Origin of the sequence: Cytobacillus oceanisediminis 2691 (assembly GCF_007678455.1) — a bacterium.
In the GTDB taxonomy this organism is placed as follows: Bacteria; Bacillota; Bacilli; order Bacillales; family Cytobacillaceae; genus Mesobacillus; species Mesobacillus oceanisediminis_A.
In genome coordinates this window covers 79,475-103,305 of the sequence record NZ_VEEP01000011.1, presented here as the reverse complement: position 1 = coordinate 103,305, position 23,831 = coordinate 79,475, and the positions used below count along the sequence as shown (strand labels likewise).

Sequence of the window (23,831 nt, the reverse complement as noted above, 5' to 3'; positions counted from 1 at the left end):
AACAAAATTTGTTTTTTTAAACATTTAAAACGGAACTATTTTTCAGCAGATCTTCTACACAGTCCAGATGTTCCTGCATCAATCGTTTTGCGTGAGCAGGATTTTTTGTCAGGATCATCTGATAAATCCCGTAGTGCTGGCCGGCGATCTCTTCAAAAACTGCCCTGTCTTCTTCTATAAAGCCATGGAATCCGATCATCGTTTTTTTCATGGATGCTGAAATGAATTCAAGCAGCTGAACAAGGATTTCGTTACCGGCAGCTCTCGCAATCGCCATGTGAAAGTTATAATCAGCTTCCCAGCTATTTTCCCCTTTTCCGGAAAGCAATTCGGCCATTAACTCCAAATCGGCCTCAGAACGGTTCTGCGCAGCAATGCCTGCAATGCCTGGCTCAAGGAGTTTCCTTACCTGAAAAAGCTGGCTTATGTCCTTTGAACTTGGAAGCAGAAGGTGATTGTTAAATAATTTTCCAGAGTCGAACTTACATATGTAGGTACCTTCCCCCTGCTTCACGGTAACAGCACCCTTTCCTTTAAGGGTTGTAATGGCGTCCCGTACCGCGGAACGGCCGACTCCGAACATGTCACAAAGTTCACGGACCGAAGGAAGCTTTTCTCCCGGAAGGAAAGTCCCCTCTTCAATCATTTTCTCGATTTGCTCCGTAACCGACTCAGACACTTTTTTAGTTGGAATCTTCTCCACCTTCACCACTTCACCCCCTTATCGTCAGATATCACATATCTGATATGTGTCATACTTAAATCTATTTAAGCATTAAAATGTGTTGGAATCAACAAAATAGTTTGAAAATATTAAAAAATCTAATAAGTTAATTTACACTTTCCATAATTTGAAATAGGAGACAAATTCTTCTTAACTTTAAAATTCATATTCTCTTTAGCTTTAAAGTAAAAAAAGGATAGGTCCCCCCCTATCCTTTTCCAATCAATACCTATATATTGTTATCGATTTTATTGATGTAAACAGTAATGCTATCAGGCCAACAAGTGTAACAATCACTAGGGAGTAAAGAAATACAGTCTGTTTAAAGATGACTGCCCCGCTTAAGATGATGAAAGTATCTATCATCAGGATGATCACTCCAACATTTAGCGAAAAAATTTTTGATAGCATCAGCGCCAGTAAATCCAGACCTCCAGGACTCGCATGAATTCTTAACATCAGGCCGGCTCCAGTTCCCACAAAGATACCTCCTAAACAAATACTTATCAGAAACGGAAAATGAAACATTCCATTTAGAGGAGATAAAAGGCTGATCATTAAGGCAGATATAAATGTACCAATTAGGCCGTAGAAAAAAAGGTTCATATCATAATAAATGGCTATAAAATAAATAGGAACGTTTAAAAAAGTAAAGATTATTGCCAATTTCCATCCTAATAAATAACTAAGCAATAGGCTGATTCCCCAAACGCCCCCATTAATCAGATGAGAAGGAATAATAAAACCATTTATCCCGACCCCAATGAACACACTGGCAATGGTGATGGTAACTATTTTTCCTGCCAAATCTCCTTCTCCTCCCGGAACTTTACTGAATACATTATCCTATGAGTGATTCCTTCGTTAAATTCATCCTTAATCTTACAATGAAAAGAACCTCTAATTAGTCAACGTTTAAAAGATATTTGCTAAATCCATAACTTAATAGAATCTAAACTCTTCTTAACTTTAAATTCATATTCTCTTAAACTTTCGGAATTATTATTAAGAAGAAATATCACGAAAGGAGATTACAAAATATGAAACCAATTTTCAGAAACATCTTAATGTCAGCAGCCTTGATTGGAATCGGTTCGGGAATAGTTGACTCGGCCGCAGCGGCTGAACCTGTTGATCCATCCTTAACAGCAAACCAAATTTTAAATGTGGCACATCGGGGAGCATCTGGATATGCACCGGAGCACACACTCACTTCCTATGAATTGGGTGAGAAGATGAAAGGAGACTACATAGAAGTCGACCTTCAAATGACAAAGGATGGCCAATTGATTGCCATGCATGATGAAACATTGGACCGGACAACAAACGGAACCGGACTCGTCAAGGAATATACGCTGGATGAAATCAAAAAGCTGGATGCCGGCTCATGGTTCAATGAAAAATATCCGGACTATGCAAAAGAGGAATATGCAGGACTGAAAGTGCCAACACTTGAAGAAGTGATCCAGAAATTCGGCAAGGATGCCCGCTACTATATCGAGACAAAATCGCCTGAAGTATACCCAGGGATGGAAGAAAAATTGTTAGAAATACTTGAAGAGTATAAGTTAACAGGAGTTAATGCTCCTTCCAGCAAAGTTTTGATCCAATCTTTCAGCCCTGAAAGCCTGAAGAAGATTCATGATTTAAATCCTGATATCCCGCTTATCCAATTATTATGGTATGACGAGACAGCAGCCATTACAGATGCTGAACTAGAGGAATATAAAACATACAGCATCGGACTGGGCATGAATTTCAACCGTATAGATGAAGCATATGTACAAAAGGTCAGAGAGTATAATTTGCTGATACATCCGTATACAGTCAATGAGAAGGAAGATATGAGAAAACTCCTTGATTGGGGTGTCACAGGAATGTTTACAAACTTCCCAGACCGATTGCAAGAAGTTCTTCATGAAAAAAATAACACACATTAAATATTAGGCAGATAAAAGATAAAAACGCATGCTTTTGGCGTTTTTATCTTTTATTTATGTAAAACATGATCGTTGATTATTTCACTTGTCCGTTACCCTTAATTATATATTTGGTTGAAGTCAAGGCCTGCAGCCCCATTGGCCCCCGTGCATGAAGCTTTTGTGTACTGATTCCAATTTCAGCCCCAAATCCAAATTCATATCCATCTGTGAATCTAGTTGAAGCGTTGTGGTAAACTGCAGCAGCATCCACTTCCTGTAAAAACCTGTATACATTTTCAGGGTCGGAAGAAACAATCACTTCAGAATGCTTTGTCCCATACCCGTTAATATGCGAAATGGCTTCATCTATGCTGCCAACTACTTTTATGGCTACTTCCAATCCCAAATATTCTGTCGACCAGTCTTGCTCAGTGGCTGGAATGATTGCTCTCCCGGGAACCATTTCATCACCGTGAATGATTACCCCTTTGTCCTGCAGGGTCTCTACCAGTTTGGGCAGATGCATGGCTGCCCACTCTTCATGGATAAGGATTGTTTCACACGCATTACAAACAGACGGACGCTGTGTTTTCGCATTCATAGAAATATTGATTGCCATATTTCTGTCAGCTGATTGATCGATAAACACGTGACAGTTACCCGCACCCGTTTCCAATACAGGAACAGTAGAGTTTTCCACAACCGTTTTGATCAGTTTCGCACCGCCTCGGGGAATCAGTACATCGAGGTAGCGGTTCAACTTGAACATTTCAGATGCAGTGTCCCTGCTTGTATCTTCAACAAGCTGAACTGCATCAACAGGCAAATCGCTCTTCTCAAGCGCTCGATGGATTACCTGGACAATGGCTTTGTTTGATTTGATCGCTGTTGAACTTCCGCGCAGAAGCACAGAATTACCAGTTTTCAAACAAAGGCTTGATGCATCAACCGTCACATTCGGGCGCGCCTCATAGATCATGCCAATAACCCCGAGCGGGACGCGCGTCTGTGAAATTAAAAGGCCATTTTGCCGTTCCCATTGCTCCAATACTTCACCAACTGGGTCCTTTAGCTGTGTTAACGATATTAAGGCTTCCGCCATATCTTCAAGCCTCGCCGCATCCAACCTAAGCCGATCCAAAACTGATTCACTCATCCCATTATCTGTCCCGGCAGCCAGATCTTTTTTATTTTCAGCAATGATAAAATCCTTTTCCTTGATCAGCTGGCTGGAAATGAGTATGAGAGCTGAATTTTTCTGTTCTGTTGTCTTTTTTCCCATTAACGCAGCTGCTTTTTTTGCTTTTTCCCCTTTTTGAATCAATTCGATTGCACTCATTATTTCTTCTCCTTTCGCTGGCTGACCCAGTGATCACGGTGGATAACAACGCTTCTATCACTGTTGACAATGGCCATCGCCTCTGAACTTGATAACCCTTTAATTTCGCCTAGCTCCCTTGATGAAAAATTGACCTGTCCTCTCCCGACTAATTCGCCATTGGGGCCAACTACCTCCACGACATCGTTAACCATAAAGCTGCCAGTAATATTTGTTATCCCAGCCGGAAGGAGGCTTTTACCATGTTTTAAAATGGCCTGAACTGCCCCCTTGTCCACCTCAACCTTTCCTCTTGGAATCGAATGCAGTGCCAGCCATTGCTTCGATGTTTTCAGGCTTGCATGAGAAGTACTTCCAATATAGGTGCCATCCCCTTTCCCATCCAGAATCTCTACCAGTTTCTCCGCTCCAGTACCAGAGCCAATAAAAACCTGAACTCCCAATGCCGTTGCAGTCCGTGCAGCTTCAAGCTTTGTTTTCATTCCTCCCGTCCCGACTTTTGAACCCGCTCCTGATGCACTTTCGAATAATTCATCCGGAATTTTCGCAAGGTAGTTGAACTTTTTGGCATCTGGATTGGTCCTGGGATTTTGATCATATATTCCATTGATATCTGTCAAGATTATTAAATGATTTGCATGAATGAGGCCGCTCACCAATGCGGAAAGCAAGTCATTATCACCGAATGCCAGCTCCTCAATCGATACGGAATCATTTTCATTTATGATTGGAAGCACATTTCGTTTTAGTAGTTCGGATATTGTTGCATATGCATTCTGATACTGTTCTTTATGAAGGAAATTTTGCCGTGTAAGCAGCAGTTGTGCGGCAACAAGTCCATATTTTTTCAATTCCTCTGTATATCCCTTGAGAAGATGGCCCTGCCCTACTGCTGCAGCTGCCTGCTTCCCGGCAATGGTTACAGGCCGGGATGAATACCCGAGGTCGGTAAAACCGGCGGCAACGGCTCCTGATGAAATCAAAATCACTTCATGGCCAAGCTTCTTCAAGCGCGCCAGCGCATCTACATGTTCGCGCAGCATATCGATACAAAGCCCGCCATTCAAGTTTGTCAGTGAACTGCTTCCAATCTTTACGACAATCCTCTTTCTTTTCATATGCTGCCACCTTCTTTTTGTTATTGGTTCAACAATAATTAAAAAGCCTATGATCTTTTGATGAATAAAAAAAAGCCCTCCTATCCCTTGATAAAAGGACGGAAGAGCTTGTCTTTCGCGGTACCACCTTCTTTGGCACTTATCATACAAGTGCCCGACTTCATGTTCCGGAAACGGCGGAAGCCGGTCAGGTTTTCCTGACAGTTCAAGGGATAGGTTCAATAGCTTTGCAGGCTGTAAGATCTTTCAGCCGGTGAATCCTACTCTCTATTGCCTGATTTCTATTTACTGGTTCCCTGTCATTACTGTTGACGATTATATTTAAATTTTCAGTTTATTAGACATTATGTATGACACAGGATTTTATGTCAATAAAAACTTTCTCGTCAATCAATCAACCTGCAAAAATTACTGATCCTTATTACCAGTAAAAATTCCCCCTCAAGTTACATTCCTTCTGTACAGAAAAACTGAACAACTTAAAGGGGACAAATCCAATTTTTTTAGTTAAAGCTGTTTAAGTATTGATTTTGCTGTTGCTTCTTGTAAATTTTGAATTCATTGTGAGAACTACAAATTTTAGGATACTGGCCTTATTTAAACAGCTTTGCGGGAAAATTGAACATTTTTGAATAGTTCAGGGAAGTCATTTGCAACCATCTTTCGAATTTCAATGATATCCACCACTTGAATCGGATATGCTTTGATTTTCATTAGAGAAGAAAACGAACTGCCTTTAAAAATAGTAATATATTTTTGTATAGTGCAGCCCTTTTCTAATAAGCAATCATCTTTAATCTCATAGTCTCTAAGTTCAATTTTCTCGTATAAGACATGATAGTTTTCGATAAATTCGCAACGAAGCATTTCCTTTGTGTCAAGCACTTCATAAATTCTCAACTTAATCACTCTCTCATTCAACATAATTTAAATTCCGTCAAAATACCGCCGATTGATCTGGAATGCCTTCGTCACTGATAAATCCAACTTGCAAAACTGAACACTAGTCTGTTTAGGAAACAATCTCTACAGAAATAAAGTGATTTATTGCTGGGTATTGACCAACTGATTGGATAAAACCTCTTTGCGCGCTACACCTGTTTCCCAGGCAGCCTTCGCCACCGCTTCTCTTACTGCAGGAACGACTCTGCTGTCTAATGGCGCTGGTATCACATAATCCTCTTCTAGCTCCTCACTCTGAATTAAACCTGCAATTGCTTTAACAGCTGCAGCCTTCATCTCGTCATTTATATCGGTAGCCAAAACATCCAAAGCTCCTCTGAAAATACCAGGGAACGCAAGGACATTATTTACCTGGTTAGGCAAATCAGAACGACCTGTTCCAACTACCCTCGCTCCGGCAGCCTTTGCTTCTTCAGGCATAATCTCAGGCACCGGGTTGGCCATGGCAAAAATGATTGCCTCGCCAGCCATTGTTTCTACCATTTCCTTAGTCATGGCACCGGCGGAGGAAACTCCAATGAAAACATCGGCATTAACAATCACATCTGCCAGCTGTCCTTTAAGTTTGCGGTGGTTGGTAATCCTTGAGATGGATTCTTTCAGCGGATTCATGCCTTCCTGTCTGCCTTCATAGATTGCGCCCCTTGTATCACACATAATAATATCGTTTACACCCATTGTGATTAAAAGCTTTACGATGGCAATCCCTGCAGCACCTGCTCCATTGATAACTACTTTTATTTCATCGATTTTTTTATCTACAAGCTTCAAAGAGTTAATCAATCCCGCTGCTGTTACGATTGCGGTTCCATGCTGATCATCATGGAATACCGGGATATTCATTTCTTTTTTCAGCCGTTCCTCGATGTAAAAACAATTGGGTGATGCGATATCCTCCAAATTGATTCCTCCAAAGGCTGGCTGCAGCAGCTTTACTGTTTTAATGATTTCTTCAGGGTCTTTCGTATCCAGGCAAATAGGAACGGCATCAATCCCTGCGAACGACTTGAATAGGGCAGCCTTCCCTTCCATTACTGGCATTGCCGCCTCGGGGCCAATATCGCCTAAACCCAAGACCGATGTTCCGTCAGAAACAACTGCGATTAAATTGCCTTTGATGGTATAATCATAGACTTTTTCTGGTTGATCATAGATCTGCTTGCACGGTTCAGCCACCCCAGGGGAATATGCCAAGCTTAAATCCTTCATGCTATTTAATGGCATTTTTACTTCTACCGACAACTTTCCTTTGAACTTCTCGTGAATGAAAAGCGCCTCTTTTTGTAAATTGCTCATCTTTACATCTCCTTTTCCTGCAGAATTTTTTTAATTTTCTGTATTCGGATTTAACAATGCACCTGATAAATTTAGTTCATTATATAATGGGTTGCAGTTATAAATGAAATACATATAATCTATATCCTTTATGCTTTTTAGCTATAAAGCAGTTACTCACAATAGAAACAGCAGGTTCACACAGTAGACTCAATGAGGTATTATCATTTAAAATGTTAGAATATTATAAAAAAACAATAAAACATTAATCCATTTTCAAGGGAGGGAAGATTTATGGACATTCGTCATTTGGAGTACTTTACAGAGGTAGCGAAGCATTTAAGCTTCACGAAAGCTTCACAAACATTGCATGTAACCCAGCCTTCAATCAGCAAGGCAATTAAAAATTTAGAGGGAGAATTGGGTGTTCCTTTATTTTACCGTTCCTCAAAGCAGCTGGAATTAACGGATGCAGGAAAAGCGGTATTAATTAATGCAAAGGAAGTTTTACAGGCATTCAAAAACCTCACACTTGAGTTAACTGACATTATGGAACTGAAAAGCGGGGAAATAAGAATCGGCATTCCTCCTATTGTGGGTGCTGCCTTCTTTTCAAAGTTCATAAGCCAATATAAAGAGAAATATCCTCTAGTGAAAATAACTTTAACAGAAGTAGGGACCAAGAAAATAAAGCTGGGTGTAGAGGAAGGAACTTTGGATATAGGTCTGATTTGCACATTGCCTGCCCCTAACAGCAGCTTTGAAATCATAAATGTAATAAAGGATCCTTTGATGTTAATTGTCCATCGGGACCATGGATTAGCTTTAAAAAAAGAGGTGCACTTCTCTGAATTGGATAATGAGCCGTTTATACTATACCGGAAAGACTTCACGCTTTATGACCTAATCATTGAGGAGTGTTCCAAGAATCACTTCCAGCCCAATATCGTCTGTGAAAGTTCACAAAAGGATTTCCTGCTTGGAATGGTCGAGGGAAAAATGGGAATAGCACTATTGCCTAGTAAAATTTGCAAAAATATAAGCAATGATGAAATTGCTGTCATTCCTCTTGTTCAATCAAATGTTAATCTAGAGCTGGGGATGATTTGGAAAAAAAATAAATACTTACCCTTTACTGTCCGTGAATTTATAACTACCTCCCGGCAATATCTTGAGCTGGAAAGCTAATCAAAGCGAAGGCAGACGGGCAGCCCCCCTATTTACAGCAGGGTCTCCTGGCGGCACCGTCTTCATTACCTGTGTTTAAAAGAAATCGACTATATATGTTGAACTACCCGCCACTTAACTGCTCTTGCGAACCGTTGAAGTGGGGGATTCCTAAGAACACCATCGTAACCGCCAGTTATGGATTAGGCTAGCCCCGGTTAGAAGTCTTATGGCTTCGTATTTGAGATTTAACCCTGCATTAATATCGCGGTCGTGATGCACACCACATATACAAGTCCATTCACGCAAACCTTGATCTTTAACATCCTTATTTTTATAACCGCAGCTCGAACACAGCTGAGAGCTAGGCAAGGTTTTACTCACTTCCACTACTGCCTTGCCGTACCATTCATTCAGCCTTGTATTTTAGCATCGTTTTGAATTGATACCAAGACACATCCGCGATAGACCCAGCTGTCTTCTTATTTTTCATCATGTTTGATACTTGCAGAATCTTTATTCCGATAAGATCGTGGTTTTTGATGATATCCGTAGAGGTCTTATTTAGGAAATCTGTCCGTTTGTTTTCAATCATTTCGTGAATTCGGGAAACCTTTTTTCGTTGTTTATTCCAATTACCAGAGCCGATGATTCGCCTTGACAGGATCTGTTGGGCTTTTGCTAACCTTTGTTCTAACGACTTAAAATAACGGTTGTTTCTGTACCTTGTCCCATCTGCCAGAATCGCGGAAAGCCAAAGGAGTGACCTCGTCGTGGATTATTCCCGAGTGAATGCAGAGGTCCTCAAATATTCAGAAGATGGATTAATATCATGATTGCGAACGAATGGCTTGAGCAGCCACCCTTATCAGTTGACCGAAAGGATCTTACCAAAAGTTAATTTAGATTAAGACCCCCGATGGGTATTTACACCTTTTTGGGGGCTTTGCTGTTAATATGACGGCTTTTTATGCCCTGTTTATTCTTCACCCTAATGTTGCCGCATTGGATCGTAAATAATATCCATTCACTGCCTTTATAAATGGATAAGGAATACTTAATTTTCCCTCAAGGTTGTTCACCAAATTCCCAATCTATATCCCATAAATAAACAAGAAGGGAAATTGCTCGATCAGACTTAAATTGAACACCATCTGAGATTAGCAAAGATTTCTGGGTTTGAAACATCTCCTCATCCTTGAAACCAATTTCCCCTTTGGAATTAATGACTCTATGCCATGGCAAGTTATATTTTTCTGACATGGAATGCAGGATTCTGACAACCTGTCTTGCTGCTCTTGGGCTTCCAGCGGCTTTTGCGATTTGGCCATATGTCATGACTTTTCCAGATGGAATATTTTTAATGATATTAATCACATTTTTTGTAAACTGCGTCATTGTGCCACATCCTTCTCACAACAATATACCATGAAAAACCCTGGCTCAAGAGCCAGGGTTTTCGATTATGTGGAATATGATTTGAATTTTTTAATGATTGCCCAGCACATCAATCCCAATAACCAGTAAATTGGGAAGCTATATATATGTTTCCATGTGAATTCTTTATAAATTCCAAGATGGACCATAAATGGCTCTGCCATAAATGCCAGGAAAAGAGATAGCAGTCCAGTTGCGATGAAAAATTTCTTAAACGAACTGCTGAACCTTTGATATACGAGCATGAAAGGTATGATGACAACTCCAACATCATAGGGATATAACTGCGGATTTAAATATGGAGTCAGCCTGACTGGATATGTCCACACCATGGCATTGGTGCCAATTGAATCCAGGAAGATGGCTGTGACTCCATAAAAAAGACCAAATGAAGTATTTTCAATCAGTCTTGTTTTATCGACCTTCATCCACCAGATAATAGCCGGAACAATGGAAAGGACAACAAGGAACCACCATTCATATGTCAAAAAATTATTCTCGTGCCAATATGCCCTTAATATCTTATGATATTTTGCCTCGGCATCCAATACTTCCTGCAGCGAGATGGTGCCTAAAACAATAAGATATTTATTCAACGGTTCTCCTGCTGCACAAATAATGGAAGAAAGCATAAAATCACACCCTTTGTATATAGGGTGTGATTTTATGCTGTTTTATATGTAAGCAGTTAACTTTGATGTTTTATTTCTTTATAAGCCCTGATCAGCCGGTCCGGCTTGGCATTTGTATAAAAGGAATACACCCCTCTTGTGGTATGGAGATAAAGGAATCCTTTCTTTCCTGACATATTTTTAAAGGTAATATCAAGGATATCATGGAGGTAAAAAATATCAGAAGCTGTGGTTATTCGATCATGATACATTGTGATGAACTGTTCATTCTCTTCATAAATTTGCTCATTATCCACTATTCTTCGATTCACTTTCAAATAACCATGTGAACAAAGCATACACAGCTTCCCCCTTTCACATTTTCATTTTCCCTGCCCTTTTTATTTTACGCATGTTGATTAGGATCGACTAATATATTTAACAATATTAACAAGGCATTATAGAAAAGGGAGGATTTTTTTGAAGTGCATTGGCGAATTTTTGGAACATGAGAAGTACAATGCCTATGGAAGAATCGCAATCATCGAAAATAAGGAAGCCATCTTGAAGGTATTTGGATTCAAAAATGGAAAGTGGCTTGATTTATGGGATATCGATCCCCGGGTTCTGACCCTCTTTTATCGATCTTATGAAGATGAGTGTGATTGGTTCATCGTTGTATACGACTATCCCTCTTTCTGTATTGACAATGACATAAAGGAAGCAATCATCTGGCATGAAATTGGGCATATTGAACATCCGGTCCCCGAGCAGCAAGTCAGCATTGATAGTGAAATTCATTGCGATAACCTTGCCATCAAAAACGGCCACAAAGAAGGCATCCGTAAAATCCTTAATCTTACGATGAAGATGGCTAAGACTCTTAATCATGAAATTTTAACGCAAATGACCATGGAAAGGCAAATGAAACTGCCATTTTGAACCTTAAAAAACCCATCCAGTTTTTTACTAATAACTAAAGAGACCCGCCAATCGGCGGGTCATCCTGTCAACCAGTATTCCTTAAACCAGCGGCAACGCCACTGATTGTCAATAAAACCTGTGTCAATAATTCATCATCCGGATTTTCATCCTTGCGAAGTTCTTTAATCAATTCCACTTGGATGAAGTTTAGTGGATCGACATACGGATTTCGCCTATGGACAGAATCTTTGATGTTCGGTGTATGGTCAAGCAGCTCTTCATCCTCCGAAATTTGGAGAAGAATGTTCCTTGTCCGTTCATATTCCTCCAGGATATTGCTGAAGATACGGTCGGCAATGGATTTGTCCTCAACTAAGGAAGTATATTCCTGGGCAGTGGTGATATCCGCTTTCATCAAAGCCATCTGCAGATTATCAATCGTACTGCGGAAGAATGGCCATTCAGCGTACATATCCTGCAATAGCTTCAGATTTCCCGAATTTTCCTGCGCAAAGCTCTGCAGGCCTGATCCAGCTGCATACCATGCCGGGAACAGTTGCCTGCTCTGTGTCCAGGCGAATACCCATGGAATAGCACGCAAATTTTCGAATTTGCTGCTGTTTTTACGGCTCATTGGCCTCGAACCGATATTAAGCTCCGCAAGCTCTTTCAGCGGGGTCGCCTGATTGAAATAAACAAGGAAATCGGGATCCTCAAATACCAGGGACTGATATTTCTTTAACGAAACAGCAGAAATTTCTTCAATCGCATCTACCCATCTTTTATCGCGGACATGCCCCTGTTCTGATTCCTTCAACACATTGGCTGCCGCCTTCATCATTGTCGAAGTAGCCTGCTCAAGACTTCTATAAGCGATGTCTTTCAAAAGATAACGGGATGAGAGAACTTCCCCTTGTTCGGTGATTTTCACGCCCTGTCCAAGTGTCTCGACCGGCTGTGAAAGAAGGCTTCTATGCAAAGGTCCGCCTCCCCGTCCTAGTGACCCCCCTCGACCATGGAAGAACTTGAGAGCAATGTTATATCTCTTTGCCATTTCATTAATCTCAAGCTGGGCTTTGTAAAGTTTCCAGTTTGCTGTCAAAGTTCCGCCATCCTTGCTTCCATCTGAGTATCCCAGCATGATTTCCTGCTGATCTCCCATTTTATTTAAGTGATTGCGGTATAATGGCAGATTGAATAATGTTTCCATAATTTTTGGACCGGCTGTCAAATCATCGATTGTTTCAAGAAGCGGAGCGACATTAAGATCAGATTCCAGGGTTCCGTCAGCATGGAGCCTGTATATACCTGCTTCTTTTGCCAGTATAAGTACCTCTAGCAAATCACTCGCAGATTGCGTCATACTCACTAGATAAACGGAAATTGAACGTTTGCCGAATTCTTGATGCGCCCGCTTGATCATCTGGAATACCTCGATCATTTCCTGTGTTTCTTTTGAGTAATCCTCGTGAAGCAGCAGCAGTGGTCTTGGGTTTTCCAGAAGTTTGACAAGCAGTTCCTGTTTTCCCTCTTCTGATAGTGCTGGATAATCTTGAGTGATCCCCACCTTTTTCAATATTTCGGCGATTGCCGCTTCATGTTCGCCGCTGTGGTTTCGTATATCAAGCGTGGCAAGGTGGAATCCGAATAGTTGTACTTGTCTGATCAATTTTTGTAATGTTTTCAGTTCATGATGTACCGGGTGATGCTGATAAATGCTTCGTTTTATGACAAGAAGGTCATCGAGTAATTCTTCTGATGCTTTGTAACCAATCTCTGATTTGCCTGCTTCCTTAAGCCTTTGAATAATGACCGCGAATTTCCGGCGGTACACCTCGCCTTCAACATTCCATTTTTGATCGTCGGCAAGGTATTTTTCTTCTTCCCGTTTGACGGATTCCAGTAATTCTTCACTTACAGCTGCTCTTGTAGTTGAATGGCTGAATCGTTTCATCAAATCAACTAATACAGCTTTGTATTTTTTTAACACAAGGCGTCTTTGTCTTTGCAATGTTTCCCATGTGACCTCAGGTGTGACATTTGGATTCCCATCCCTGTCACCGCCAATCCAAGATCCAAAGCGCAGGAAATGAGGGACTTTCCATTCATGTTCCGGATAATGTTCTTTCAAACTAGTTTCCACCTCTTGATGGATTTCAGGCAAGACATCGAACAATGTCTTGTCAAAATAATATAGTCCATTCCTGACTTCATCAATGACTGTCGGTTTGCGGTCTCTCAGTTCATCTGTCTGCCACAGGACAGAAACCTCATTGAATAAGCTTTCCTCTACCTTCTCACGCTCTTTCCTGGATAACAGCGGATTATCAAGGCTTTTAAGGATATCCGCAATCCTTTTCTGTATTTCAAGGATTGAGCGCTTAGTAGCTTCTGTAGGGTGGGCTGTGATGATTAATTCCAACGATATGGCATTGATGACATTTTGAATAATATCGGAGGATATATAATTGTCTTTTAGTGAAAGGATGGCTGCTTCTATTGAACCTGGCTGTGTGCTTATGTCCGAATCGAGCAGATAGTCGCGGCGTCTGCGGATCCGATGGTTTTGTTCTGCTGCATTGATTAAATGGAAATAGACTGAAAACGCGCGAATGATATTTTTTCTCATCGGAACAGACAATCCTGCAATTTCCGTTTTTAAAGCCGTGTATGTTTCAGGGTCATTTTGATTTCTGAGTGTTTTACACATTGCCCTGATCTTTTCTACTTTTTCAAACAATTCCACTCCGCCATGATAGACAAGTATGTCACCAAGGATGTTTCCAAGCATTTTCACATCCCGGCGCAATGGCAAACTGCTGTCATTTACTTCAATTCCTGATGTCATTTTGTCACCTTCCTAAAACTTGTGAGAATATTTTAAATATTAATCTATCACAAAAGTACCCAGTTTGTGAAATGATAAGCATATGGACTGAAAATGGATTAAAAAATTTGATGCTCAAAATCCTTAATTTTCAGTTTAAGTATTACATTATCATAGTACCCTTAAATGCTCTTTTCAAAAAGAAAAGGCTCCCCCAGAAAGGGAGCCAATATGAATTGGTCTTTAAATTATAAGTTTTGCTGTCAGCTTGCTTTGTCTTTTTTCTCAGGTTTCCCGGTCACAATCAATTTCATTGCCTTTATTGCCTTCGTTTTACCTGCGTAGTTTTCAGTTTCTGCAATCAAAGTATGGATACCATTATCCAAATTCAGTTCTGCCTGGAAGATTCCGTCACGTCCAGTTTTAACAGAATCAATCAGGAAGATTTCGTTTCCGCGCTTTTCGTAGATATTCACAGAGGTGCCATTGGTTGCTGTACCCTTTACCAAGGCAGGTTCTCCTTTCACCATCATTTCTTCTTGATCCCATAATGGTTCTTCAGGGATTTCCTGCTCTGCATCCTTCGACCAGCGCAATGCATTTACGAATAATTTTCGCCCATTCTTCGTCCATCCATAATCAGGTCCGATTATATTGGTGACCGCAAATGAAGACATCAGCAAATGCATATGCTCCTTGCTTCTGAATTCAAACTCAATCGAATTACCTTTTCTTTCACTATCGATATATAAGCTCGAGAGTGGTACACCTGAGTAATTTTTGAAAGTTGAGTATGGACTTTTTGCGGTATGGATTTTGACCAGACCGTCCTCATCAAAACTAATGCCATCAAAAATTGGGTGTCCATCCACTCCATCGATATAAACAGCGCCTTCATTATACCCTTGCTGATCGATTTCAGGACTTCCCACTAACTCGTTGAGCACTGGAATGGAACCTTCATCGACACCCCATGTTCCTGTGAACACCAAGCTGGTTTTATGTTCATCGCTTTCTTCTATCAGCTGTTGGAACTGTTCTCTAGTACCTTTGTTCGTATTGACCAGGATGATCTCATATTTCTCGACATTTCCGAGGATGTCCCAGCCTTTTTCTTCTGCATACAATTTTTGTTCATTCAGCAGCTTTGACAGTGCTCCGTTTACATCTCCAAGCACGGCTGCTTCAAATGGATTCAATTCCAGGTTAAATTCCAAATCATCTGAGCCTATAGTGAACTCGAAACTTTCCTTGAGGTAACCATCGACAGTTACCTGCAGAGTATAGTCACCAGGCAATAAATCTTTAAATAGATAGGTTCCATCATCCTTGGCGGAGCTTTCGGTCTTAAAGTCCGGCTCATCTTTCGGAATCAAAATCAATTGTGCATCAGCTATCGGTTTCTTGCTTTTCTTGGATGTAATGGCACCCTTCAATTCTGATCCATCAATTGCTTCAAGGGTAAAGTGCAGCTCGACCCTGCTTCCCACATCTTCGACTTTCGCTTCCTTGGTCTGTTCTTTAAAGCCTCTTGCCTGGACTTTTAAGTTATACTCACCAACACCAATGCCAAATTTATACTGGCCAGCTTTATTAGTTGTCGTTTTGTGGCTGGTTCCCTCAATGGTGACAAAAGCTCCTGCAATCGGCTTCCCTTGACTGTCCTTGACTTCCCCAGTAATCTCTCCCTGGCTTGCTGTCAACGCATAATCAATCGCATTCAAGTATACTTTTTTAGCATTTTCAGTCCAGCGATCGTTCGGGTGGCCATATGCACTAATTTGTAGTGCAGAAAGCAGGATGTGGACACTATTCGATGAACTGAACTTATAGCCAATCGTGCTTCCCAGCTCCCCCTTATTCGGATTCGTCAGAGATGCAAGCGTTGTTCCACTATAATTTGAATACACCGAGTACTGCACAACACCTTTTGGATTTACAAGGAGCTGGACCTCATCCCCTTTATTGAAACCTTTCAGGATAGGATGATCTTCTGCCACTTTCAAACTGATTTCTCTATCAACGTAACTTCTTTCAAGGGATTCCGGATCACCGTAAGCGTTGCTAAGATCACCAATTGTCCCTCCATAATTCGCAGTGAAAATCATGCTGACTTCATTCTCGTTCGCCTTCTCAACCATAGCCTTGAAGCGATCTTCATTCATGTAAGTGTCATTGACAATGACTGCTTTATAATTTTGCAAATTCTCTATCAACCGTTCGTATTCTTTATAAGGATAGAGTTCACTATCATACCCATTTGCCTCAAGGAAAGGCATGATTCTATCCTTCTGAGCAGGGTTGGCAAGAATAGCAATCTTCTCGGATTCAATAAGAGAGGCATTAAAATCAGTTTGCTGCCCTTCTGTAATTTCGACTGACTGGTAAATCGGGCTATAGCCCGTCGCAATCACTCTAACTTCATAAGTTCCTGCAGGCAGTGTCGTCTGATAATTCCCTTCCTCATTTGTCTTCACGGTCACTGGTGTGCCAATTACCTCGACATTTGCCCCGGCAATCTCTTCTTTAGTAGATGCATCAACTATTTTACCTGCCAGAATACCGGAATTGACAGGTTTGATGGCGAAAGCTTCAGTCACTGCCTGACCATTGGAAATTGTGATGGTAAAATCTTTTGATTCGTGACCAAAAGCTTCCACAGTCAGCGAATAGGTTCCTTCCTCAAATGCAGCAAAGAAATTGCCTTTGTCATCTGTCTGATAGATTTTGCCCGTTTCTTTTACTATAATCGACGCCATGACTGGTCCATTTTCATTCCGGACAGTACCCTGGAGTTCACCGACAATGGCGTCTTTTTCGTCGAGTGCCCAGTTCAGTGCATTATTCAAGAGACGCTCCCTTGCAGGGTCAAAGGAATCATTCGGCTTGAAAACATGGCTGATTGTCATATTGGCGAGCAGGATTTCGACTGAATCGATTGTTCTGCCCTTGTATGCGACCATGCTGCCCTTTTCTCCGGTTGCTGTATGCGAGAAGTCTACGACAGTTTTACCTGAATAACCGTCAAAGCCATAATAGTAACCCGATTTCCCTGGAATCTCGATAATATCCCCTGTGTTGAATCCTGTTGTCAATGGATGGTCTTCAAGTACAACCCCTTGTGCTCCGGCTTTGTTATTATGTTCAAAGATTGTCTTTGGATCTTGGTTGAATTCCTGCAAATAGCGAATGGAACCTCTTCCGCCAGCCTGGCCAGTCCAAATGACCGATTTACGCTTTTCATCCAGGGCTTTTTGGAATGCGAGGAAATCCTCTTTTGACGGGACGAGGCTCGGTGCATAATCCGAGTTGGCGAAAACAACATCCACCTCATCCAATTTTTCTATATCCTGATAATTGAGGTACAACACCTTGTAACCTCTTTCCTCAAGATACTGCTTATACGATGTTCCCGAAGCAGTCAGGTCCACGATCACTCCTATTGTTGGTGAAGGACGTAATTTCACACTCAGGGAAACTTTTTGTTTATCAGTCACCTTCAGGCTGACATCCTGGCGTACATATCCATCCTTTTCAATCCTTGCTGTGTAATCTCCCGGCTCAACTTTGGTGATAACATATTGTCCCTGCAAATTTGTCACTGCTTCTCTTGGTTTTCCGAGGATGGTTACCTTGGCACCCTCTAGCGCATTTCCATCCATGGAATCTTCAACTGTTCCAGAAATCACTCCGACATTCTCAGCTGGAGAAAGAATAACCTCCTTTGGTTCACTATCCACTTCTGCACTAGCCTTCACTGTTCTTGCACCATACCCATAGGCACTGATTTCAATTTCGTATTCCCCTGGCAGGATAGCGATCGTGAAGCCCCCATCCTCGTTGCTTGACTGGGTCTGGAACGGCTGTCCCTTTACTTTGATATCCGCTTTCAATGGATTGCCTTGTTCATCGACAACCTTCCCGCTGATTACGGGATACTCGACATTGGCTGCCCATAATACCGAGTTGATCAAAAGCTGTTTTCCTTCCTCGGTGTAGTCTTTCGCTCCATGATAATAACCAAAACCATGGCCGCTCATCAGCAATTCTGCACTTCCGGCCGACCGTGGCTTATAAGCCATGCCAAGACCATGAGGGACATCAGAACCTTCATGCTTGATTTCAGCCAGAGGATAACCGCTGTAGTCCTTGAAATATCCGATATAGCTGGCAGCCGGGGACAGGATTTCAACCAATTCTTCTTCCTTTGCTCCATTGAAGACAGGATGCTCTTCGAGAACTTTATATTGAGCCGCTTCTGTCGTTTTCCTTATTGTTTTCAGCTCTTTTGGATCATTCCTGTAACTCACGAGCTGCTTGATTCCGCCACCCCATACCGCATCACCAAAGATCAGGCTGGTCTGTGCTTTGTCGGCAGCAGCAAACATCTCATCGTTTATAGCTGATGAACTCGGATCATTGAAGAAAATAACATCAAACTCATTCATCTTTTCAATTAAATCTGCAGGCTGTACATCCCTGACTTCAACCCCGATTTCTTTAAATAATGCCTTAAAGTTTTTATCTGTTGAATAGTAGTCACCTACAACTCCGACAGATGGCATAGGGATGATTTTGATATCCAAATCTCCAGTATGACGTGCTACATCAATGCTTTGCTTATTCGTGATGTATCCTTCCTTGCTGAAAGTAATTTCAAATACCTCTTCCGCTAATCCTGATATTTTATAACGTCCATTCGTTGCGGTCTGTACTTGTTCTACTATTTCTCCCGCCTGGTTTTTCACAGAAACAAGGACGTCGGAAAGCTCCATGCCAGATACTGAATCCTTGACACTGCCTTCCAGGACACCTTTTTCTGATTCACCAAGTGCGATTTGAACAGTTGCTGGGGATTCATTGGCTACTGTGATTGTCTCTGACTTGGATCCCAATCCCTTCGAACGCACTTCCAGCTTAAAGGTTCCTTCATCATGAAAAATGGTAAAGCTTCCGTTTTCGTCAGTTTCCGCTTTTACGCCAGTTTCCAATACTTCGATAGATGCTTCAATAGGCTGTCCGGATGAATTGGTTATTTTACCAGTGACCTTTCCATATTTCACGTTATACAGGTAGTCAATGCTATTGAACAAAATTTGCTGCTGTCCTCGCAGCCATGCTTTCGATGATTCCCACGGAACTGTAGCATGACTTGACAACAATAAATGGGCACTGTCTTCGGAGACAGCATTATAAGCGATACCCGCCCCGACAAAACCCTGATCGGTGCTTCCGATTTTTCCAATTGTCCTTCCAGAATAATGGTTGAACCAGGCAAAATCAGCGTTCCTTTCTAACACATTGATTCTGTCCCCCGCTTTGTATCCTTTGAAAATAGGATGTTCAGCTTCAACCTGGATTCTGATTTCCCCAACATCATAATCATGGCCCAGCTCTTTAGGATTATTATAGAAGTCTTTCAAATGATGAATGGACCCATAATTTGAGCCCCACTGGTCGGTGAAGATGATGCTGACATCATTCGCTTCTGCTTTATCGACTAAATCTTTAAACTGTGCCTCTGTTGGCTTGATTCCATCTGAACCATAGCCTCCATTCAAGTAAATCACTTTATAACGGCCGATCTCCTCAATCACGTCCCATTCCCGCTCTTCAGCTGTATACCCATTAACGTTCAGCATGGTGGTGATTTCGCTCTTGTAATCATTCAAGACCGCAATATCAATTGGCTGCAATTCGAATGTCATATCCGCATTTTCACCGGCTTTTACAACGATTTCCTTGCTGCCAGCCTTAAATCCTTTCATAGAAATCGACACAGTGAAGGTTCCTTCAAACACTTCTTCAACTGAAAATAACCCTTTGCTGTCTGTTTGACCTTTCACTGGTGAGCCCTTCAATTCAATCCCTGCTCCCTCTACAGGCTTGCCAGTTCGCTGGTCTTTTACCAGGATGGAGATTGACCCTTTTGCTGCATCTTCAAGTTCATAGTCTTTTGTTAAAACATACCCGGAAGATAACCCAACTTGTTCGGTAATTTGCTTTTTGCCGTAAGATGAAATCCGGATCGTATAATCTCCCGGAGTCTGTTTTAGCAGAAATTCTCCATTTTTATCTGTTTCAATAGAATTTCCTGTTTCGGCAACAGTAACAGTACCTTTAATGGCATTCCCACCTGTATCTTTCAATGTCCCTTTTACAGAAGCTGGTGAATTGTAACTTTGAACACCGTTCTGGTAAGGCACGAAAATTTGTCCTGGCAGGATCGGTATACCAGAAGTACTGTAAACTGGAAGGCTGAAATCCTTCAATCTTTCACCGGTATACACATCAATGACAGATAGGTTTCCGCTTGTGCCTGCAAAAAACAGAAGCCCATTAGCAGATACAGAACCATTGTTCAGCGTCGTTCCGACAGCCCGGTTGTTCCAGAGTTCCTCGCCAGTATTCGAGTCAAAAGCGCGCAATGCAGGCTGTACAGCTGAACCGATCACAACGATATTTTCATAGACGATTGGAGACCCAGCCTGAGTATCTCCAATTCCGCCTGCTTTCCACTTTTCTTCGCCCGTTTTCGCATCAAGGGCATAAAGTGTGCCGCCTTCTGTATTGAAATTGGTACCTGCAACATATAGTGTTCCTTTATCGTATACCGGCTTGGATGCAATTCCTTCATTTACAAGAGTTTTGCTCCATACTTCGCTTCCGTCTTCTACACGAAGAGCTCTTAGTTTTTGATTATCATAGCTGCCGATAAATAGCATCCCGTCGCCTGCACTTGGCCCGAAATAGGCAGGGCCTCCAAGTTCGACGATCCATTTCTTTTTGCCTGTTTCAGCATTCAACGCAATCAGCTTTGCTTGATCTCCAAGATCGGAAGCAACAAACAGTGTCCCATCAATGTATAAAGGAGATTCATAGACTCCTATTGCACCTGTGTTTGCAGTCCATACAATGCTGCCTGATTTTAAATCGAGTGCATACATCTTTCCGTCCTGCCCGCCTGAAAGATAGACTTTGTCTCCTTCTATCGTTGGTGAAGACCTATTCGAGCTTCCAATTTTCACTGTCCATAGCTCTATTCCGGTTACAGTATCCACTGCAATAACAGACCCGCTGTCGGTAACCAGAATCAATTTCCCTTTGGCTGTTGCAGGAGTGGAAAATAAAATTTTTCCTTTACCTCCTGTATCGTAGTTCCATCCTTCAACAAGCGCATCCAGGTCTATGGCATTTCCGGATACTGCATTCCTGTGCATATTCCCATTCGCCATACTCCATTCTTTTTTTGTCAGTGTGGCGTTCGCTTTGACCTTCAGTTCAAGAGAGAGATCCTTGCTGACTTCTATCTCCTTTGCCAGGCCAGTTATTCCTTCACCCGAAATCTGCAGAACATACTTTCCTGCTGGCAGATTCTTGACCTCAAACTTTCCGCTTGCATCCGTTCGATAAGTGGATAGAGGAGTTCCTTTTACCCTTACAAAGGCAAAAGGGATTGTTTCCCCGTCCTCAATTGATACATTTCCTTTTACACTAAAAGTATCTGCATTCTCCAATACCCAGTTCACAGATTCTGTTTCGCCCTTCTTCAGCTGTATTGTGAATTGCAAATCCTTATAGCCAAAGGAAGTGACCTTAACCTTATGGCTGCCTTCCCTGATTTTGAACTTGAAAGTTCCATCTTTGCCAATGTCATAGGACAGCCCTTCTTCTGCAACCTCAAGTTTCCCTGGTATTGGCTTTCCAGCCTTGTCTGTAAGCTTTCCGGCAAGTTCACCCGCAAAGGCTGTTTCGGTGACAGCCTGATAAATATTGATGATTCCGCTGCCATAGGAATCATTGGGCAGAGTACCCATATGCGGTTCAACTCTGACAGTCTGTTTAAGTGTTTCTTTTATCTGGTCGACTGTCAGGCTGGGATTCGCCTGCAATAAAAGCGCGACTGCCCCTGTGACATGAGGAGTGGCCATCGAAGTACCGCTGATTGTATTGTATTTTCCTTCATTTCGCTTGGATGGCCATGCTGAATAGATCTTGTGGCCAGGCGCAGAGATATCCGGTTTGATAAGTCTCTGCTCATTTCCATTCTCATCCTTCCAAAAAACCGGACCCCGACTTGAGAAATAAGCTGTTTGATCATAAATATCCGTTGCCCCGACCGCGAAAGTTTCCGGAAAACTTCCCGGTGAACCGATTGTTTGTGAGCCAGGGCCATCGTTTCCAGCTGCGAAAGCTGGGAATATCCCTGCTGATACCCATGCTTTGACATCTTCATAAAATTCGAGATTATAAGTATTGGCATTCCCCCATGAATTATTGACCACATCCGGAGCCTTTGAAGGGTCCCCGCCTGGAGCCATGAACCATTGGAATGCCTGATGGATGGCTGATAGTGTTGTCGAACCGCCGTCGTTGAAAATTTTGGCGGCAATCCATTCAGCTTCAGGTGCTACGCCGATCGGCTCTCCGTCTCCTCCGCCAACGGCAGTACCCGCTACGTGTGTTCCATGGCCAAATCCGTCATTTGGCGTTTTATACCCCTGACCTGACAGGTCAATCCAGGAATACTGACCGTTTCCGTCCCGACCGCGGTAATTTTTCTTTAGAGCTTCGTGGTTTCCATCTACTCCGGAATCCATGATACCAACAACAATCCCTTTTCCTTTTAACCCGTATTGTCCCCACACTTTAGGAGCATAGATTTTTTCGAGTCCCCATTCAGGCAGTCGCGGGGGAGACTCTTCCACAGTCACCTCAGGTAAGCTGAGGGTTTCATCAAGGGAGATTTCCGCAATATCTTCACGTTTTTTCAGTTCATCCAGAGCTTCCTTTGTGACGGAAGCGGTTATTCCATTGATAATCCATAGAGTCTCTTTCTTTTTGGCTTTTCCCTTTGTCTCCATTGCTGATAGTGCCTGTTGTAATCCCTTTTGGGAATTGTCCGCTTTTTCTTTGAGGTGGTCTTGAATTGATTTTATTTTTTCTGCCCGGTTTTTCTTTTCTTTTACCTGGGGATAAATCTTATTGAGATCAGGTTGGTCCTTCATCCTGATGATGACATCAATTACTTGCTCCCTTTCAAAGGCTTTAAGGAGAACAGCATCCTTTTCCTTTTCAGCAGCTGTTTGTTTATCACCTTTCAATGGTGGCGGTTCAATGCCCAGTCCATCTAACAGGTTCGTCAGCTCTTTATGGTCTGCTGACTCAGTTTCATTCTCTCCTGTATTGCCTGATTCATATTCTTTTTCCCGTTTTTTCTCCAGTACGAGTTCTTCTTTTGAAAAACTAGCTGGCTTCTGTGATGCAGCAATGGCTAGCTGTGATGAAAAAGTCGAAAATACCATTATGAAGGCCAGTATTACCGCCCAGAGCTTTCTAGCAGTCTTTTGCTTCGATAATCTTCCCAAGTTTCTTGCACCCCCTGAAAATTTAATTACCGAAGAAATACTGCAAAATTTTGTAAAAACCTTTAATTATTTTGAATATTTATACTTTTCAGATTAAAATGATTAAAAAGCATTATAACTATGCTGGAATATATAGTAAATAAGTAACAGCTGGTC

14 protein-coding genes, 1 pseudogene and 1 other annotated feature are annotated in these 23,831 nt (G+C 41.9%); of the genes and pseudogenes, 3 read left to right on the top strand and 12 right to left on the bottom strand.

What is annotated here, in order from left to right; translation table 11 throughout:
* Positions 1 to 16 precede the first annotated feature (16 nt).
* The gene (locus FS736_RS20095; protein ID WP_144480682.1) at positions 17 to 709 is read right to left on the bottom strand and encodes a FadR/GntR family transcriptional regulator; all 693 of its coding nucleotides are present in this window, start codon (positions 707 to 709) and stop codon (positions 17 to 19) included.
* 237 nt (positions 710 to 946) lie between these two features.
* Positions 947 to 1,531 carry a YitT family protein gene (locus FS736_RS20090; protein WP_144480680.1) on the bottom strand — a complete coding sequence of 195 codons (585 nt, stop codon included), beginning with the start codon at positions 1,529 to 1,531 and terminating at the stop codon, positions 947 to 949.
* A 233-nt stretch (positions 1,532 to 1,764) separates the two neighbouring features.
* Between FS736_RS20090 and FS736_RS20085 the strand changes: the two genes are divergently transcribed.
* The gene (locus tag FS736_RS20085; protein WP_144480678.1) at positions 1,765 to 2,664 is read left to right on the top strand and encodes a glycerophosphodiester phosphodiesterase; all 900 of its coding nucleotides are present in this window, start codon (positions 1,765 to 1,767) and stop codon (positions 2,662 to 2,664) included.
* A gap of 76 nt (positions 2,665 to 2,740) precedes the next feature.
* Here FS736_RS20085 and FS736_RS20080 read toward each other — a convergent pair whose 3' ends face one another.
* The 4 genes from FS736_RS20080 to ystJ form a co-directional block, all read right to left on the bottom strand.
* Positions 2,741 to 3,985, bottom strand: coding sequence for a glutamate-5-semialdehyde dehydrogenase (locus FS736_RS20080; protein ID WP_186326866.1), 1,245 nt, complete (start codon positions 3,983 to 3,985; stop codon positions 2,741 to 2,743).
* Positions 3,985 to 5,103 (bottom strand): glutamate 5-kinase, encoded by a 1,119-nt coding sequence (gene proB / locus FS736_RS20075; protein ID WP_144480676.1) that lies wholly within the window; start codon positions 5,101 to 5,103, stop codon positions 3,985 to 3,987. Before proB ends, FS736_RS20080 begins: the two co-directional genes overlap by 1 nt.
* A gap of 91 nt (positions 5,104 to 5,194) precedes the next feature.
* Positions 5,195 to 5,415, bottom strand: a binding site (T-box leader).
* Positions 5,416 to 5,700: 285 nt separating this feature from the next.
* Positions 5,701 to 6,003: a hypothetical protein gene (locus FS736_RS20070; protein WP_144480674.1), complete on the bottom strand. Its 303-nt coding sequence runs from the start codon at positions 6,001 to 6,003 to the stop codon at positions 5,701 to 5,703.
* A gap of 144 nt (positions 6,004 to 6,147) precedes the next feature.
* Positions 6,148 to 7,362, bottom strand: coding sequence for an NADP-dependent malic enzyme (ystJ, locus tag FS736_RS20065; RefSeq protein WP_144480672.1), 1,215 nt, complete (start codon positions 7,360 to 7,362; stop codon positions 6,148 to 6,150).
* A 273-nt stretch (positions 7,363 to 7,635) separates the two neighbouring features.
* Here ystJ and FS736_RS20060 point away from each other — a divergent pair, with 273 nt between their 5' ends.
* Complete coding sequence (locus FS736_RS20060) at positions 7,636 to 8,529, top strand: LysR family transcriptional regulator (protein WP_144480670.1); 894 nt, start codon at positions 7,636 to 7,638, stop codon at positions 8,527 to 8,529.
* Between the two features lie 150 nt (positions 8,530 to 8,679).
* Here the strand turns inward: FS736_RS20060 and FS736_RS25270 are convergent.
* From FS736_RS25270 to FS736_RS20030, 4 genes and pseudogenes are all read right to left on the bottom strand, one after another.
* Positions 8,680 to 9,256: pseudogene (locus FS736_RS25270) on the bottom strand (RNA-guided endonuclease TnpB family protein); the annotation flags it as partial.
* 320 nt (positions 9,257 to 9,576) lie between these two features.
* The gene (locus FS736_RS20040) at positions 9,577 to 9,906 is read right to left on the bottom strand and encodes an MGMT family protein (protein WP_144480668.1); all 330 of its coding nucleotides are present in this window, start codon (positions 9,904 to 9,906) and stop codon (positions 9,577 to 9,579) included.
* Between the two features lie 65 nt (positions 9,907 to 9,971).
* The gene (locus tag FS736_RS20035; protein WP_144480666.1) at positions 9,972 to 10,541 is read right to left on the bottom strand and encodes a CBO0543 family protein; all 570 of its coding nucleotides are present in this window, start codon (positions 10,539 to 10,541) and stop codon (positions 9,972 to 9,974) included.
* 92 nt (positions 10,542 to 10,633) lie between these two features.
* Positions 10,634 to 10,915 (bottom strand): hypothetical protein, encoded by a 282-nt coding sequence (locus FS736_RS20030; RefSeq protein ID WP_144480664.1) that lies wholly within the window; start codon positions 10,913 to 10,915, stop codon positions 10,634 to 10,636.
* Positions 10,916 to 11,036: 121 nt separating this feature from the next.
* Here FS736_RS20030 and FS736_RS20025 point away from each other — a divergent pair, with 121 nt between their 5' ends.
* A complete protein-coding gene (locus tag FS736_RS20025; protein ID WP_144480662.1) occupies positions 11,037 to 11,498 on the top strand; it encodes a hypothetical protein in 462 nt (153 codons plus the stop codon).
* Positions 11,499 to 11,565: 67 nt separating this feature from the next.
* On the opposite strand, the gene ppc is transcribed toward FS736_RS20025, so the two are convergent.
* Entirely contained in the window at positions 11,566 to 14,328 is a 2,763-nt protein-coding gene (ppc, locus tag FS736_RS20020) for a phosphoenolpyruvate carboxylase (protein ID WP_144480661.1), read from the bottom strand.
* A gap of 242 nt (positions 14,329 to 14,570) precedes the next feature.
* Positions 14,571 to 23,675 (bottom strand): carboxypeptidase regulatory-like domain-containing protein, encoded by a 9,105-nt coding sequence (locus FS736_RS20015; protein WP_144480659.1) that lies wholly within the window; start codon positions 23,673 to 23,675, stop codon positions 14,571 to 14,573.
* Between the last annotated feature and the right edge of the window lie 156 nt (positions 23,676 to 23,831).

Bases quoted from the DNA above. Each gene is read 5' to 3' on its own strand.
- FS736_RS20085 (WP_144480678.1), top strand. From the start codon at position 1,765: ATGAAACCAATTTTCAGAAACATCTTAATGTCAGCAGCCTTGATTGGA.
- FS736_RS20080 (WP_186326866.1), bottom strand. From the start codon at position 3,985: ATGAGTGCAATCGAATTGATTCAAAAAGGGGAAAAAGCAAAAAAAGCA.
- proB (WP_144480676.1), bottom strand. From the start codon at position 5,103: ATGAAAAGAAAGAGGATTGTCGTAAAGATTGGAAGCAGTTCACTGACA.
- ystJ (WP_144480672.1), bottom strand. From the start codon at position 7,362: ATGAGCAATTTACAAAAAGAGGCGCTTTTCATTCACGAGAAGTTCAAA.
- FS736_RS20060 (WP_144480670.1), top strand. From the start codon at position 7,636: ATGGACATTCGTCATTTGGAGTACTTTACAGAGGTAGCGAAGCATTTA.
- FS736_RS20040 (WP_144480668.1), bottom strand. From the start codon at position 9,906: ATGACGCAGTTTACAAAAAATGTGATTAATATCATTAAAAATATTCCA.
- FS736_RS20030 (WP_144480664.1), bottom strand. From the start codon at position 10,915: ATGCTTTGTTCACATGGTTATTTGAAAGTGAATCGAAGAATAGTGGAT.
- ppc (WP_144480661.1), bottom strand. From the start codon at position 14,328: ATGACATCAGGAATTGAAGTAAATGACAGCAGTTTGCCATTGCGCCGG.